Source organism: Streptomyces sp. NPDC004667, from assembly GCF_040609475.1.
GTDB lineage: Bacteria > Actinomycetota > Actinomycetes > Streptomycetales > Streptomycetaceae > Streptomyces.
In genome coordinates, this window is record NZ_JBEXKC010000006.1 from 133501 (window position 1) to 147784 (window position 14284).

Genomic DNA, 14284 nt, shown 5'->3' on the forward strand with positions numbered 1-14284 from the left:
GCCCGTGGCCGCCTCCGCTGACCAGGGGCCCGTGGACCCCGACATCCGTGCCCTGGCCGGGCTGCTGCGGGCCGCCGGGCTCGATCCGTCCGCCGGGGAACTGGCCGACGCCCTCTGGCTGGCCGGGCGTACCCGCACCCGTGCCCGGCCCGTCCCCGCCGGTCCGGATCCCGTCCGCGCGGATCCGGCCCGGCAGGGACGGGAGGACCCGGGGGAGCCGCCGCCCCCGCCGCCGCGCCGGGACGAAACGGAAACGGAGGATCCGGTCAGGCTCTACGCCGCCGGGGCACGGCACGCCGCCGACGGAGACCCGGACGCGGAGATCCCGCTCGGGGGCGGGGTGCCGGTCCGGGTGCCCGGCGCCGCCGCCCTGCCCCGCATCCTCGACATCCAGCGGGCCCTGCGCGCCCTCCAGCGCCACCGGCCCCCCGGCCTGCCCGTCCGTACGGTCCTCGACGAGGCCGCCACCGCCGAGGCCAGCGCCCGCGCCCCGGGCCTGGTCATCCCGGTGCTCCGGCCCGAGACCCGGCGGGAGGCGACCGTCAGGCTGGTGATGGACGCTTCCCCCTCCATGGCGGTCTGGCAGGAGATGTTCGAGGAACTCCGGTCGGTCTGCGAGCGGCTGGGCGCCTTCCGGGACGTCCAGGCGCACTACCTGCACCGCCTCGCGGACGGCACGGCCGCCGTCGGACGCGGCCCCTCGCCCGCCGCCGCCCTGCGCTCGGGCGACCAGCTGCGCGACCCCACCGGGCGGGCACTGACCATGGTCGTCTCCGACTGCACCGGCCCGGTGTGGCGGGAGGGCGAGGCCCAGCGGCTGCTCCACCGCTGGGCCGAGTGCACGCCCTGCGTGATCGTGCAGCCCCTGCCGCAGCGGCTGTGGAACCGCAGCTGGCTGCCGACCGAGCGCGGGGTGCTGGAGCACGCCGAGGGCGGTGGCGGAGCCGTCGGCGGCGGACTGAAGCTGAGGTTCCGCCCGGACCGGCCGCCGCGGCCCGGACAGCCCACGGGCGGGCTCACCGTCCCCGTGCTGCCGCCGCACGCCGCCGCCCTCGGCGCCTGGGCCCGGCTCGTCGCCGGACTCGGCACCGGCCCGGTGCCCGCCGAGGTCGGCCGGGTCCTCGCCCGGCACCCCGCCGCCCCCGTCCCGCTGCCCCGCACCGCCCGGCCGCCCCGCGAGCTGGTGAGCCGCTTCCGCGCCTCCGCCGCGCCCGGCGCCGTACAGCTCGCCGTGTACCTGGCGGCGGCGCCGTTGACGCTGCCCGTGATGCGCCTGGTCCAGCGCACGATGCTGCCGGACTCGGAACCCTCCGACCTGGCCGAGGTACTGCTCGGCGGGCTGCTGCGGCGCAGCGGCGAACCCGCGGGGAACTGGTACGAGTTCGTCCCCGGGGTGCAGGACGTGCTGCTGGGGCCGCTGGGGCGCGACGAGGCCGCCCTGGTGCTCAAGCACTGCTCCGAGTACGTACGGGCGCACTTCGGCCGCGGCGTGCGCGACTTCCCCGCGCTCGCCGTCTCCCAGCTCACCGGCGTTCCGCCGGACGCCCCCGCCGACGACCCCGGCCGGGTGCCCGCCGGGCGGCTCCCGCAGGCCTTCGCGCACGTCTCGGCCAAGGTCGTACGGCGCTACCTGCCCGGTCCCCCCGAAGACGACCAGGACGCCGCCCCGCCACAGCCCGCCCCACCCGCCCCCGCGGGCCGGGCCCCCGGGCTGCGGGCCGCCCGGGACCGCCTCGCGGACGGCGACGCCCGGGCCCTCTACGAAGCCGCCGCCCTGCTGCGGCGGGCCGTGGCGGCCCCGGCCGGTCCCGAGGACCCGCCGGAGGAGGCGGAGACCGAGCTCGCGGGGGCACTGCTGCGGCTGTGGGCCGTCCAGCGGGACCCCGAACTCCTCGACGAGGCCGAGCGGGCGGTGGCCGGGCTGGGCTCCCCGCCCGCCCGGGCGGCCCGGGGCCGGGTGCTGTACGAGCGGGCCCTGGCGGCCGGGCCCGACCCGGAGCTGCTGGCCGCCGCCGACCGGGAGTTCGCCGCGGCGGGCGCCGCCGCCGGCCCCGCCCTGCGCCGCGACTGCGCCGTGCGGCGGGCGCAGACCCTGATCCGGCTGGGTGCGCTGCGCGACGACCCGGGCCCGCTGCACGAGGCCCGGTCCGTACTGGAGGCCCTCACCGGCCCGGACACCGCCCCCGGCACGGGGCCGCAACCCGCCCTGGCCCTCGGGCGCGTCCTGCTGGCCCTGCTGCCCCGCACCCCGGACCCCACCGAGCGCGCCGCCCTGGCCGAGCAGGCCGCCGACCACCTGTCACGGGGCCTCACCGCGCTCCTCGCCGAGCAGGCCGCCGCCTCCGCCCCGGACGCCGGCGCCGGCACCGGCACCGGCACCGCCGGGGCACCCGCCGCCGGGGAAGGCCCCGCGGCCGAAACCGCCGCCGCGCGCACCGCCCACGTCCGGGTGGAGCTGGCCGAGGCCCTGCGGTACCTGCCCGCCCGGCTGGAGGAGGCGGCCGGACAGCTGGCCCGCGCCCTGGACGGGGCGGCCGCCGAGCCCGACGCGCGGCTCGCCGCCCTGCTGTGCCTGGCCCGGGTGCACCGGGCCCGGTACGCCCGTGACGCGGATCCGGCGGCCCTGGAGGAGGCCTCGGAGGCGTACGGGCGCGCCCGCAGGCTGATCCCCCGGGACGGGGAGGCCTTCGCCGAACTGCTGCCCGAGTGGGGTGACGTACTCCTGGACCGGACGCGCGCCGCGGACGGGCGCCGCTTCGCCTCCACCGCCGTACGGGTCCTGCGCGAGAGCCGCTCGGCGGTGCCCCAGTCCGACCCGGGAGCCGCCCCCCGGCTGCTGCGACTGGCCACCGGCCTGCGGCTGCGGCACGCCTACGAGGGGGACCTGGTCGACCTGCGGGAAGCGGAGTACCTGCTGGAACTCGCCGTCCGCCAGAGCCACCACCCCCTGGAACGGGCCCGCGCCTGGCGCGACCACGGGGACGTCCAGCGGGAGATCCACGTCCACACCCGCACCGTCGACCGCCTCGACCGGGCCGCGGACTCCTACCGCCGGGCCTGGCGCGCCGCACTGGAGGTCGACCGGGACGAACGGCAGGACACCGCGCTGCGGCTGGCGGCCCGCGTCCAGGAGCTGCGCGGCGAGGTACTGGAACGCCTCGCCCGGCCGCGGGCCGCACTCGACGCCTACCGGGCCGCCCTGGAACTGCGCCGGCGCCTCGACCCGGCGCGGGACGGGGCGCCCGACGCGGAAACGGTGGAGTGCGAGGCGGCGGCGGCCGGCGCGGCGGAGGCCGCACCGTCCGGGGTGCCGTGGTCCGCCGAGGCGCTCACGGCGCGGATCCGCGCCCTGGAGGAGGGCCTGTGAGCCGTTTCCCCCCGCCGGACGGCGGGAAGAGGCAGTGGACCGGAAGAGCGGGACGACAGGGGGACGGGCAGCCCATGGTGACCGGACGTCAGGAAGCGGCAGCACCGACCCGCCCGTGTCCCGGGCGGCTCCCGGACCTCTCCGGTCTCGACCTGGCCGCCCTGCGCGGGATCGACCATCCCGTGCTCGCCGAGGTCATCGAGAGCATGGTCGAGCGGGTCACCCACCCCGCCGAGATCCTCAACGCCTTCGACTCCGGCGTCGCCTGAGCGCACGTCGCGCCGACGCGGGTTGACCACTTTCCGCCGTTAGCCGGGCCCGTCCGGGGGGCAGGGATGGACCGTCCCGGGGGTCCCCCCGGGTGTCGGCCGGGGGAGGGAGGTGCCGACGGATGAGGCGAGCGATCACGAGCGGTCCCGTGCTGCCCGCGCACCCGACCCTCGACCGGCACGCGCGCCACGCCCCCTGGCCCTACGCCCGCCTCGACGTGCCGGCCCTGCGCGCCGCCGGCCACCGTCCCCAGCCGATCCGGCAGTTCGTCCTCAAGACCCACAGCCGCTGCAACCTCGCGTGCACGTACTGCTACGTCTACGAGATGGCCGACCAGAGCTGGCGCACCCGCCCCGCCGTCATGACCCGGGCCACCGCCCTGCGCGCCGCCGAACGGATCGCCGAGCACGCCGCCGCCCACGACCTGCCCCGCGTCGACCTCGTCCTGCACGGCGGAGAGCCCCTCCTGGCGGCGCCCGCCGCCCTCGCCGTGCCCGTCGAGGCGGTACGGGCGGCCGTGGCCCGCCGCGCACCCCGCACCCGCGTCACCGCGAGCGTGCAGACCAACGGCACCCTCCTGACCCGGGGCCGGATCACCGCCCTGGCCGCCGCCGGGATCCGGGTCGGCGTCAGCCTCGACGGAGGCCTGCCCGCGCACAACACCCGCCGCGTGGACCACGGCGGGCGGCCCGGCTTCGGCGCCGCCGCGCGCGGGCTGCGGCTGCTCGCACGGCACCCCGAGGGCTATGCCGGGGTGCTGTGCGTGGTGGACCTGGCGCAGGACCCGGTGGAGACCTACGAGTCCCTGCTCGACTTCGCGCCGCCCGCCATCGGCCTGCTGCTGCCGCTGGCCAACTGGAGCACCCCGCCACCGGGCCGGCCGGGGCCCGGGACCCCGTACGGCGACTGGCTGCTGGCCGTCTTCGACCGCTGGTGGCACGACGGGGTGCGGCGGACCCGGATCCGGATCTTCGAGGAGGTCATCGCACTGCTGCTGGGCCTGCCCACCGCCACCGAGACGCTCGGCCTGGCCCCGGCCGCCACCGCCGTCGTCGAGACCGACGGCGCCATCGAGCAGGCCGACTCGCTGAAGTCCGCCTACGAAGGGGCCGCCGCGACCGGCATGACCGTCGACACCCACAGCTTCGACCAGCTGCTCGACCACCCCGGCTTCGCCGCCCGCCAGCTGGGCCGGGAGGCCCTCGCACCCGGCTGCCGCTCCTGCGAACTCGTCGAGGTGTGCGGAGGCGGCCACTACCCGCACCGCTACCGCGCGGGGGAGGGCTTCCGCCAGCCGTCCGTGTACTGCGCCGACCTCCAGGCCGTCATCCGGCACATCGCCGGGGCCCTGCACCTGGCCGCGACGACGGGACGGGCCGCCTCATGACCCACCACGCCCGAGCCGATGCCCGTTCCCGGGCCGGATCCGATGCCCAGAACCCCCCGGACGGGGACCCGCCCCAGGGCCGCGACCCGTCCCGGGGCAGGGAGGCCCCGTTGGACGGGGACCCGCCCCCGGGCCGGAACCTGCTGCCGGTCCCGGCCCAGGGCAGGATCCGGGACCAGGCCCCGGGCCCGGCCCAAGGCCAGGCCCAGGCCCTGGACCGGGCCCAGGACCAGGACCAGGCCCTGGACCGGGCCCAGGAACGGGGTCAAGGCCAGGCCCAGGAACGGGGTCAAGGACCGACACAGGGCAGGATCCGGGACCAGGTCCCGGACCGGGCCCAAGGCCAGGCCCCGGACCGGGCCCAGGCCCAGGCCCAGGCCCAGGAACGGTGTCAAGGACCGGCTCGGGGCAGGATCCGGGATCGGGAGCGGGGGCAAGGCCGGGACCGGGAGCAGGGGCAAGGCCCGGACCGGGAGCAGGGGCAAGGCCCGGACCGGGAGCAGGGGCAAGGCCCGGACCGGGAGCAGGTCCGGGGGGACGGTCTGGGTCCGGGGCGGGACCCGGGTGTGGTCCGGGGTGGCGCGGCGGAGCCCGGCGGCGGCTTCGCGCGCTTCACCGTCAGCTCCCACACGCTGCGCGCCCTCGCCTCCACCGAGCCCTCGGCCGAAGGCACCCGCCTGGTGCGCGACGTACGCCGCTCCAAGCGGCTCCTGCTGCTGCGCGCCGTCCTCGACTCCGTCCTCGACGCCCCGCCCGGCGCGGAGGCCGCCGAACGCTGGGCGCTCCTGGAGGAGGCCGAACGGCAGGACCCCGAGGCAGTGCGCGACGTCCTGCACTACCCCGCCACCGGCGTCTGGGCCGAGGAGACCCTGCGCCGCCTGCACGCTCCCCAGGGGCCCCCGCCCGACCTCGCCCACCTCGGGGCGCTCGCCGTCGCCGCCGCGCTGCGCGCCGGCATCGGATTCAAGGCCACCCTGCGGCCCGTCGGCGGCCGCCTCGCCCTGCCCACCCTCGGGCTGCTGCGCCCCGACCGCCCCGGCCCGCTCGCCCTCACCGAACGCTCCTGGGACTCCTGCGCCACCCTCCCGCTGCACGCCCTGCCCGGCGGCCGGACCGCCCTCGACGACCTCGACCCCTACCGCGCCCCGCCCGCCGCACACCCGGCACCCGTACGCCCGGCCCGGCGGCTCACCCCCAAGGGCCACAAGCGCTGGGACACCCAGTGGTCCGGCGCCCTCACCCTGCTGGAGCGCTACGACTCCACCCGCGCGGACGAGATCGGCCGGCTGCTGCGCTCCGTGGTTCCCCTCGCCGGCGGCACCCGCTCCAGCGGTGCCACCCTCCCCGCGGCCGCCGGTTCCGTCCTGGCCCGCGCCCAGGCCCCGCCGGCGCTGGCGGCGACCCTGGTCCACGAGGTGCAGCACGGCAAACTGGCCGCCCTCGCCGACATCCTCACCCTGCACACCGCCGACCGCACGCCCCGGCTCTGGGCCCCCTGGCGCAGCGACCCGAGGCCGCTGGAGGGGCTGCTGCACGGGGCGTACGCCCACCTGGCGCTGGCCGGGTACTGGCAGCGGGCCGCGCTGTACGGGGCCCGGGGCGCCTGGGCCCAGCACGCCCGGGTGCGCGCACAGGTCGCCGCCGTCCTCCCCGTACTGCGGGCTCAGCCGCAACTGACGCTAGCCGGGCGGGAGTTCGTGGACGGAATGGCGGCCGCCGAGCGGACCATGGACGAACTGCCGCCCCCCGGCGACCAGCACGCGACCGCCCGGCGCGCGCTGGAGCGCGAGCGGCGCGCCTGGTGCGAGGCCCACCCCGAACTCGCGGCATTCGTACAGGTCTGAGGGCCCCGGGCTGCGGTACCTTTCAAGCCCGCACAGAGCCCCCCGCACTGCCCCCGCACAGCCCTCCGCACCGCCCCCGCAACACCCCCGCACCGCCCCTCGCACCGCCTCACGTCCCGTCCACCGCCCGGACCCCAGGGAGACGGCCGCATGACCGGTACCGGTACGCGACTCGACCGCGACGGAGCCGCCCAGCCGCAGCGCTTCGTCATCAGCTTCGCCGGCTTCAACCGCCCCTGGGCGGTGTGGATCGCCCACCGCCTGGAGGAGCACGGCCACCGCGTCGCGCTCCAGCGCTGGGACCCCCAGACCAGCCCCGGCCTCGCCGAGGCCCTGGACGACCTCCCCCGGGCGGGGGGCAAGGTCCTCCTCGTCCTCAGCGAGCGGTACTTCTCCGCCGGCACCCACACCGACGAGGAGTGGAACACCGCCCTGCGCGCCGTCACCGAGGCCCACCCGGACCGGTTCGCCGCCGTCTGCCTCACCGACGCCCCGCTGCCCAGTGCCGTGGCCGCGCTGGAGAAGACCGACCTGTGGGGCCTGGACTCCTACGAGGCCGAGTACCGGGTGCTGCGCCGCCTGGACCTGCCCACCGACCGGATCGGCACCGAGAGCGGCCGCCGCGGGCCCCGCTTCCCCAACGACCCGCCCGAGATCTGGGGCCGGGTCCCGCGCCGCAACCCGCGCTTCACCGGCCGCAACGACGTCATCGGCCGGCTCCGCGAAGCCCTCACCGAGGCCCCGCCCGGCGCGTCCACCGTGACCCTGCTCGGGCTGTCCGGCGTGGGCAAGACCCAGGTGGCCACCGAGTACGCCTACCGCTTCGCCTCCGAGTACGACGTCGTCTGGTGGGTGCCCGCCGAGGACCGCCCCACCCTGCGCGAACGCCTCGCCGACCTGGCCCCCGCCCTCGGCCTGCCGCGCGGCGCCGGCAGCTACGGCGAGCAGATCCGGGCCGTCCTGGAGGCGCTGCGGCGCGGGGCGCCGTTCCACCGCTGGCTGATGGTCTTCGACGGCTGCGACAGCCCCGACGACCTCACCGACCTGCTGCCCTCCGGCGCCGGCGACGTGATCATCACCTCGCGCAACCGCGAATGGGCCGCCCGCCACACCAGCCTCGTCGAAGTCCCCCTCTACGCCCGCCCCGAGTCCATCACCTTCATCCGCCGCCGGGCCCGCCGCCTCACCGGCGAGGAGGCCGACCAGCTCGCCGAGGCACTGGAGGACTACCCCCTCGCCCTCGACCAGACCGCGGGCTGGCTCGCCGACTCGCCGATCGGCGTGGGCGATTACCTGAACCTCCTCCAGCGCCGGCTCGACTCCCACGAGGCCGTCACCCTCTCCGACGACTACCCGCTGCCCTTCCCGACCGCGCTGGCCATACTCCTCAACAACGTCCGGGAGAACTTCCCCGACGCCCTCGCCCTCCTGCGGCTGTTCGTCTTCTTCGCCCCCGGCAGGGTCCCGCTGCGGCTGCTGCGCGAGTTCCCCGCCGACGACGTGCCCGAACACCTCGCCGGGCTGATCAACGACCAGATCCGCTGGAACGCGGCCCTCAACAAGCTCGTCCAGTTCTCCGTCGTCCGTCTGGAGTACTCCGACCTCTCCGTGGAGGAGGGCGGTGGCCTGGAGACCGTGCAACTGCACCGCATGGTCCACAACATCGTCCGCGAGAACCTCGCCGAGGACGAGGCCGACCAGCTCTCCCGCGCCGTCCGCCAGGTCCTCGCCGCCGCCGACCCCGGCCGCCCCACCGACTCCCGGCTCTGGCCCCGCTACGCCGAACTCATCCCGCACCTCGACTCCGCCGGCGTCCTGACCAGCAGCAACCCCCGCATCCAGACCTTCCTGCTGCACTGTCTGCGCTACCTGATCCTCGCCGGCGAGTACCGCACCTGCCTGCGCCTGTCCGAGCAGACCGACGGCGTCTGGCGGGCCATGCTCGGCGACGACCACGACCAGGTCCGCGAACTCAGCTACCACTACGGCGGCGCCCTGCGGATGCTCGGCCGCTTCCGGCAGGCCGAGACCCTCGCCCGCTCGGTCGCCGACCGGCTCGTCACCGAACGCGGCGACCGCGACCTGGAGACCCTGCGCGCCACCAGCACCTACGCCGGGGTCCTGCTCAGCACCGCCAAGTTCGACCAGGCCCGGACCCTGCTGGAGCACGCCTTCGCCACCTACCGCGAACTCCTCGGCGAGGACGACTCCACCACCCTCAACGCCCAGAACAACGTCGCCGTCGTCCTGCGCCTCCTCGGCCGCTACCAGGAGGCCTACGACACCGACCTGGACACCCTGCGCCGCCGCGAACGGGTCCTGCGGGTCCGCCACATCGCCACCCTCTCCTCCGGCATCGGCTGTGCGATGGGCCTGCGCCTGATGGGCCGCTACCGCGAGGCCCTCGCCCGCCAGGAACAGGGCCTCAAGCTCAACACCCAGGTCCTCGGCCTCAACCACCCGCAGACCCTGCGCGCCGAACACAACCTCGGCATGTGCCTGCGCCGCTCCGGTGACATCCCCGGCGCCGGCGCCCGGCTGCGCGGCGTCCTGGAACGCTCCACCCGGGTGTTCGGGGCCGAGTTCCCCTGGACGCTGATGGTCGCCTCCGACTACGCCACCTACCTGCGCGAGTACGGGGACATCGAGGAGGCCCGCCGGATCTCCGAGGAGGTCGTCCGCGGCTACCAGTCCCAGCTCGGCCTCGCCCACCCGTACAGCATCGGCACCGTCGGCAACCTCGCCCTCGTACTGCGCGCCCAGGGCGAACGGACGGAGGCCCTCAACCTCGCCGAACAGGCCCTGGTCGGCATGCGGGCCGCGCTCGGCGACCGCCACCCCTGGACCCTGGGCTGCGCCCTGAACACCACCGGGCACCGCAACATCACCGGCCGCCTGGAGGACGCGCTCGACCTCAGCCGCGAGACCCTGCGCGGGGCCGAACGGATCCTCGGCCCCGACCACCCGATGGCGCTCAGCGCCCAGATCGCCCTCGCCGCGGACCTGCGCTCGGTACGGGAGGACGCGGAGGCCTCCAAGCACGAGGAGGCGGGCCTCAAGGCCCTCACCCGCACCCTGGGCCCCCAGCACGTCCACACCGTCTCGGCCCGCCAGCAGGCCCGCCCCTACTGGGACTTCGAGCCCCAGCCGTAGACGGCCGGTTCCCCGATGCGGCCCGGCAGGTCCCCGGACGGCCGGAAGGCCCGGCCCCCATCGGGGACCGGGCCTTCCAACTGTTCGGATCGGCGCGGCGACTACGCCTCGAAGACCTCGTTCATCAGGAGCTGCTGCTCCGCCTGGTGGCGCTTCGCGGAGCCCACCGCCGGGGACGAGCCGTGCGGACGCGAGACGCGGCGCAGGCGCTCGCCGGCCGGGATGTCGGCGCCGACGGCCAGGTCGAGGTGGTCGATCAGGTTCAGCGCGATGAACGGCCACGCACCCTGGTTCGCCGGCTCCTCCTGGGCCCAGATGTACTTCGCCGCGTTCGGGAACTTGGCGATCTCCGCCTGGAGTTCCGCTCCGGCCAGCGGGTACAGCCGCTCGATGCGGACGATCGCGGTGTCGGTGATGCCGCGCTTCTCCCGCTCGGCCTCAAGGTCGTAGTAGACCTTGCCCGCGCAGAAGACGACCTTGCGGACCGCGTTCGGGTCCACGGTCGAGTCGCCGATGACCGGACGGAACGAACCGGTCGTGAACTCCTCCGCCTTCGACGCCGCCGCCTTCAGACGCAGCATCGACTTCGGGGTGAAGACGATGAGCGGCTTGTGGTGCGGGTTGTGGACCTGCCAGCGCAGCAGGTGGAAGTAGTTCGACGGCAGGGTCGGCATCGCGACCGTCATGTTGTCCTGCGCGCACATCTGGAGGAAGCGCTCGGGACGCGCGGACGAGTGGTCCGGGCCCTGGCCCTCGTAGCCGTGCGGCAGCAGCAGCGTGACGCCGGAGGTCTGGCCCCACTTCTGCTCGGCCGAGGAGATGAACTCGTCGACGACGGTCTGCGCGCCGTTGACGAAGTCACCGAACTGCGCCTCCCACAGGACCAGCGCGTCCGGGCGGGCCAGCGAGTAGCCGTACTCGAAGCCCATGGCCGCGTACTCGGAGAGCAGCGAGTCGTAGACGTTGAAGCGGGCCTGGTCGTCCGACAGGTACAGCATCGGCGTGTAGTCCTCGCCGGTCTCCCGGTCGATGAGGACCGCGTGACGCTGGCCGAAGGTGCCGCGGCGGGAGTCCTGGCCGGACAGCCGGACCGGGGTGCCCTCCATCAGCAGCGAGCCGAAGGCCAGGGTCTCGCCCATGCCCCAGTCGATGGTGCCGTCGTCGATCATCGCCGCGCGGCGCTGCAGCTGCGGCAGCAGGCGCGGGTGGACGGTGACGTTCTCGGGGATGTTGACCTGGGACTCGGCGATCCGCTTGACGACGTCCTGGGAGATCGCGGTGTTCACGGCCACCGGGAACTCGGCCGCGGCCTGCGCCGGGGCCGGCACGCTGACGGGGGGCTGCGTGGCGGCCTCGCGGACCTCCGCGAAGACCTTCTCCAGCTGGCCCTGGAAGTCCTGGAGCGCCTGCTCGGCCTCTTCCAGGGTGATGTCGCCGCGACCGATGAGGGACTCGGTGTACAGCTTGCGCACCGAGCGCTTCTTGTCGATCAGGTCGTACATCAGCGGCTGGGTGAACGCCGGGTTGTCGGACTCGTTGTGACCGCGGCGGCGGTAGCAGATGAGGTCGATGACCACGTCCTTGTTGAACGCCTGGCGGAACTCGAAGGCGAGCCGCGCGACGCGGACCACGGCCTCCGGGTCGTCACCGTTCACGTGGAAGATCGGCGCCTCGATCATGCGGGCCACGTCGGTCGCGTACATCGACGAACGCGAGGACTCCGGGGCGGCGGTGAAGCCGACCTGGTTGTTGATGACCACGTGCACGGTGCCGCCGGTGCGGTAGCCGCGCAGCTGCGACATGTTCAGCGTCTCGGCGACCACACCCTGGCCGGCGAAGGCCGCGTCGCCGTGCAGGGCGAGCGGCAGCACCGTGAAGTCGGTGCCGCCCTTGTTGATGACGTCCTGCTTCGCGCGGGCCACGCCTTCCAGGACCGGGTCGACGGCCTCCAGGTGGGACGGGTTCGCGACGAGCGAGACCTTGATCTGCTCGCCGTCCAGGCCCGTGAAGGTGCCCTCGGCGCCCAGGTGGTACTTGACGTCGCCGGAGCCGTGCATCGACTTCGGGTCGAGGTTGCCCTCGAACTCGCGGAAGATCTGCGCGTACGACTTGCCGACGATGTTGGCGAGGACGTTCAGGCGGCCGCGGTGGGCCATGCCGATGACGACCTCTTCGAGGCGGGCCTCGGCCGCGGAGTCGATGACCGCGTCGAGCAGCGGGATGACGGACTCGCCGCCCTCCAGGGAGAAGCGCTTCTGGCCGACGTACTTCGTCTGCAGGAAGGTCTCGAAGGCCTCGGCGGCGTTCAGGCGGCGCAGGATGCGCAGCTGCTCCTCGCGCTCCGGCTTGGAGTGCGGGCGCTCGATGCGGTCCTGGATCCAGCGGCGCTGCTTCGGGTCCTGGATGTGCATGAACTCGACGCCGGTGGTGCGGCAGTACGAGTCGCGCAGCACGCCGAGGATGTCGCGGAGCTTCATCATCGACTTGCCGGAGAAGCCGCCGACCGCGAACTCGCGCTCCAGGTCCCACAGGGTGAGGCCGTGCTCGGTGATGTCGAGGTCGGGGTGCTTGCGCTGCTTGTACTCCAGCGGGTCGGTGTCGGCCATGACGTGGCCGCGGACCCGGTAGGAGTGGATCAGCTCGAAGACGCGGGCGGCCTTCGTGACGTCGTCGTCGTGGGAGGCGTCGATGTCGCGGTTCCAGCGGACCGGCTCGTACGGGATGCGCAGCGCCTCGAAGACGGCGTCGTAGAAGCCGTCCTGGCCGAGCAGCAGGTTCGCGACGATGCGCAGGAACTCGCCGGAGGCCGCGCCCTGGATGACCCGGTGGTCGTAGGTCGAGGTCAGGGTCATGACCTTGGAGATGCCCAGCTTGTTCAGGGTGTCCTGCGAGGTGCCCTGGAACTCGGCGGGGTAGTCCATGGAGCCGACGCCCATGATGACCGACTGTCCGGGCATCAGGCGGGGCACGGAGTGCACGGTGCCCAGGCCGCCGGGGTTGGTCAGCGAGACGGTGACGCCGGTGAAGTCGTCCATCGTCAGCTTGCCGACGCGGGCGCGGCGGACGATGTCCTCGTAGGCCTGCCAGAACTCGAAGAAGTTGAGGGTCTCGGCCTTCTTGATGCCGGCGACGACGAGCTGGCGGTCGCCGTTCGGCTTCACCAGGTCGATCGCGAGGCCGAAGTTCACGTGCTCCGGCTTGACCAGGGTCGGCTTGCCGTCCTTCTCCGCGAAGGAGTGGTTCATGGCCGGCATGGCCTTGATCGCCTGGACCATCGCGTAGCCGATGAGGTGGGTGAAGGAGATCTTCCCACCGCGGGCGCGCTTGAGGTGGTTGTTGATGACGATGCGGTTGTCGAACAGCAGCTTCACCGGGACGGCGCGGACGGAGGTGGCCGTCGGCACGTCGAGGGAGGCGTTCATGTTCTTGGCCACGGCAGCGGCCGGGCCGCGGAGCGTCACCAGTTCGGGGCCGGAGGGGGCCTCGGTGGCGGGCGCGGCCTTGGCTACGGGGGCGGCGGCCTGAGCCGGAGCCTGAGGGGCGGGCGCGGCCGGTGCGGCGGCCGGGGCCTGGGAGGTGACAGTCACAGCAGGGGCACCAGAGGGGGTGGCAGGAGCAGGGGCAGGAGCTGACACAGGCGGAGCGGCCGGAGCGGCCGGGGCCGCCCCGGGGGAGCCGTTGCCGGCGACGGGAGGCACGGCGCGCGCCGCCCCCGTGGCGGCGGCGACGGGGGCCTGAGGAGCTGCGGCGGAGGTGGCGGCCTGTGCGGAGGCGCCATCCGTCGTCGTGGACTTCCCGGGACCGTCCGCCTTCACCGGAGCGGCAGCGCCCCCCGGCTTGTAATCGGCGAAGAAGTCCCACCAGGCCCGGTCGACCGAGTTCGGGTCCTGGAGGTACTGCTGATAGATCTCGTCGACGAGCCACTCGTTCGCGCCGAAGCCTGAGGCAGGGGTCTTCCCGCCCTCTGCTGCTTCGGTCGTGGTGCTCGGGTTACTGGGGGACTGTGGCGACACGGCGGCAACCGCCCTCTTCCGCTTCACAAGGTATGGACAGCGGGAATAAAGGCTACGCCTCCTGGACGGTGCCTTGCAGGCCGGGCGGGACTTACGTCGCGCAGGTCACATCGAACGGCGGGTTTCACCACGTGGAATGGCGGGAAACAAGCGTGGTTCGGGTAGGGGGCACCCAGGTTGCGACCCCCGTGGCTTCGCACCCCTGACGACCCCGGGCACGTGTGGCCGAGATCATGTCCTTCCCACCAGA

The 14284-nt window shown here is 74.7% G+C and carries 6 protein-coding genes; 5 read left to right on the top strand and 1 reads right to left on the bottom strand.

The features are described 5' to 3' along the window. Positions 1–4 precede the first annotated feature (4 nt). From ABZW32_RS05655 to fxsT, 5 genes are all read left to right on the top strand, one after another. On the top strand, positions 5–3367 hold the full coding sequence (locus tag ABZW32_RS05655) for an SAV_2336 N-terminal domain-related protein (RefSeq protein WP_356211562.1): 3363 nt from the start codon (positions 5–7) through the stop codon (positions 3365–3367). Positions 3368–3441: 74 nt separating this feature from the next. After that, positions 3442–3636 carry an FxSxx-COOH cyclophane-containing RiPP peptide gene (gene fxsA, locus ABZW32_RS05660; RefSeq protein ID WP_266842240.1) on the top strand — a complete coding sequence of 65 codons (195 nt, stop codon included), beginning with the start codon at positions 3442–3444 and terminating at the stop codon, positions 3634–3636. Between the two features lie 122 nt (positions 3637–3758). Continuing rightward, positions 3759–5024: an FxsB family cyclophane-forming radical SAM/SPASM peptide maturase gene (locus ABZW32_RS05665; protein WP_356211565.1), complete on the top strand. Its 1266-nt coding sequence runs from the start codon at positions 3759–3761 to the stop codon at positions 5022–5024. A 566-nt stretch (positions 5025–5590) separates the two neighbouring features. Continuing rightward, the gene (locus tag ABZW32_RS05670) at positions 5591–6868 is read left to right on the top strand and encodes an HEXXH motif domain-containing protein (RefSeq protein ID WP_356211568.1); all 1278 of its coding nucleotides are present in this window, start codon (positions 5591–5593) and stop codon (positions 6866–6868) included. A 150-nt stretch (positions 6869–7018) separates the two neighbouring features. After that, positions 7019–10021: an FxSxx-COOH system tetratricopeptide repeat protein gene (gene fxsT, locus ABZW32_RS05675; RefSeq protein ID WP_356211571.1), complete on the top strand. Its 3003-nt coding sequence runs from the start codon at positions 7019–7021 to the stop codon at positions 10019–10021. Positions 10022–10122: 101 nt separating this feature from the next. Here fxsT and ABZW32_RS05680 read toward each other — a convergent pair whose 3' ends face one another. Next, positions 10123–14034, bottom strand: coding sequence for a multifunctional oxoglutarate decarboxylase/oxoglutarate dehydrogenase thiamine pyrophosphate-binding subunit/dihydrolipoyllysine-residue succinyltransferase subunit (locus ABZW32_RS05680; RefSeq protein ID WP_356211574.1), 3912 nt, complete (start codon positions 14032–14034; stop codon positions 10123–10125). Between the last annotated feature and the right edge of the window lie 250 nt (positions 14035–14284).

What these genes read in the sequence shown, in the direction of transcription:
- fxsA (WP_266842240.1), top strand. Translation starts at nt 3,442, where the DNA reads ATGGTGACCGGACGTCAGGAAGCGGCAGCACCGACCCGCCCGTGTCCC.
- ABZW32_RS05665 (WP_356211565.1), top strand. Translation starts at nt 3,759, where the DNA reads ATGAGGCGAGCGATCACGAGCGGTCCCGTGCTGCCCGCGCACCCGACC.
- fxsT (WP_356211571.1), top strand. Translation starts at nt 7,019, where the DNA reads ATGACCGGTACCGGTACGCGACTCGACCGCGACGGAGCCGCCCAGCCG.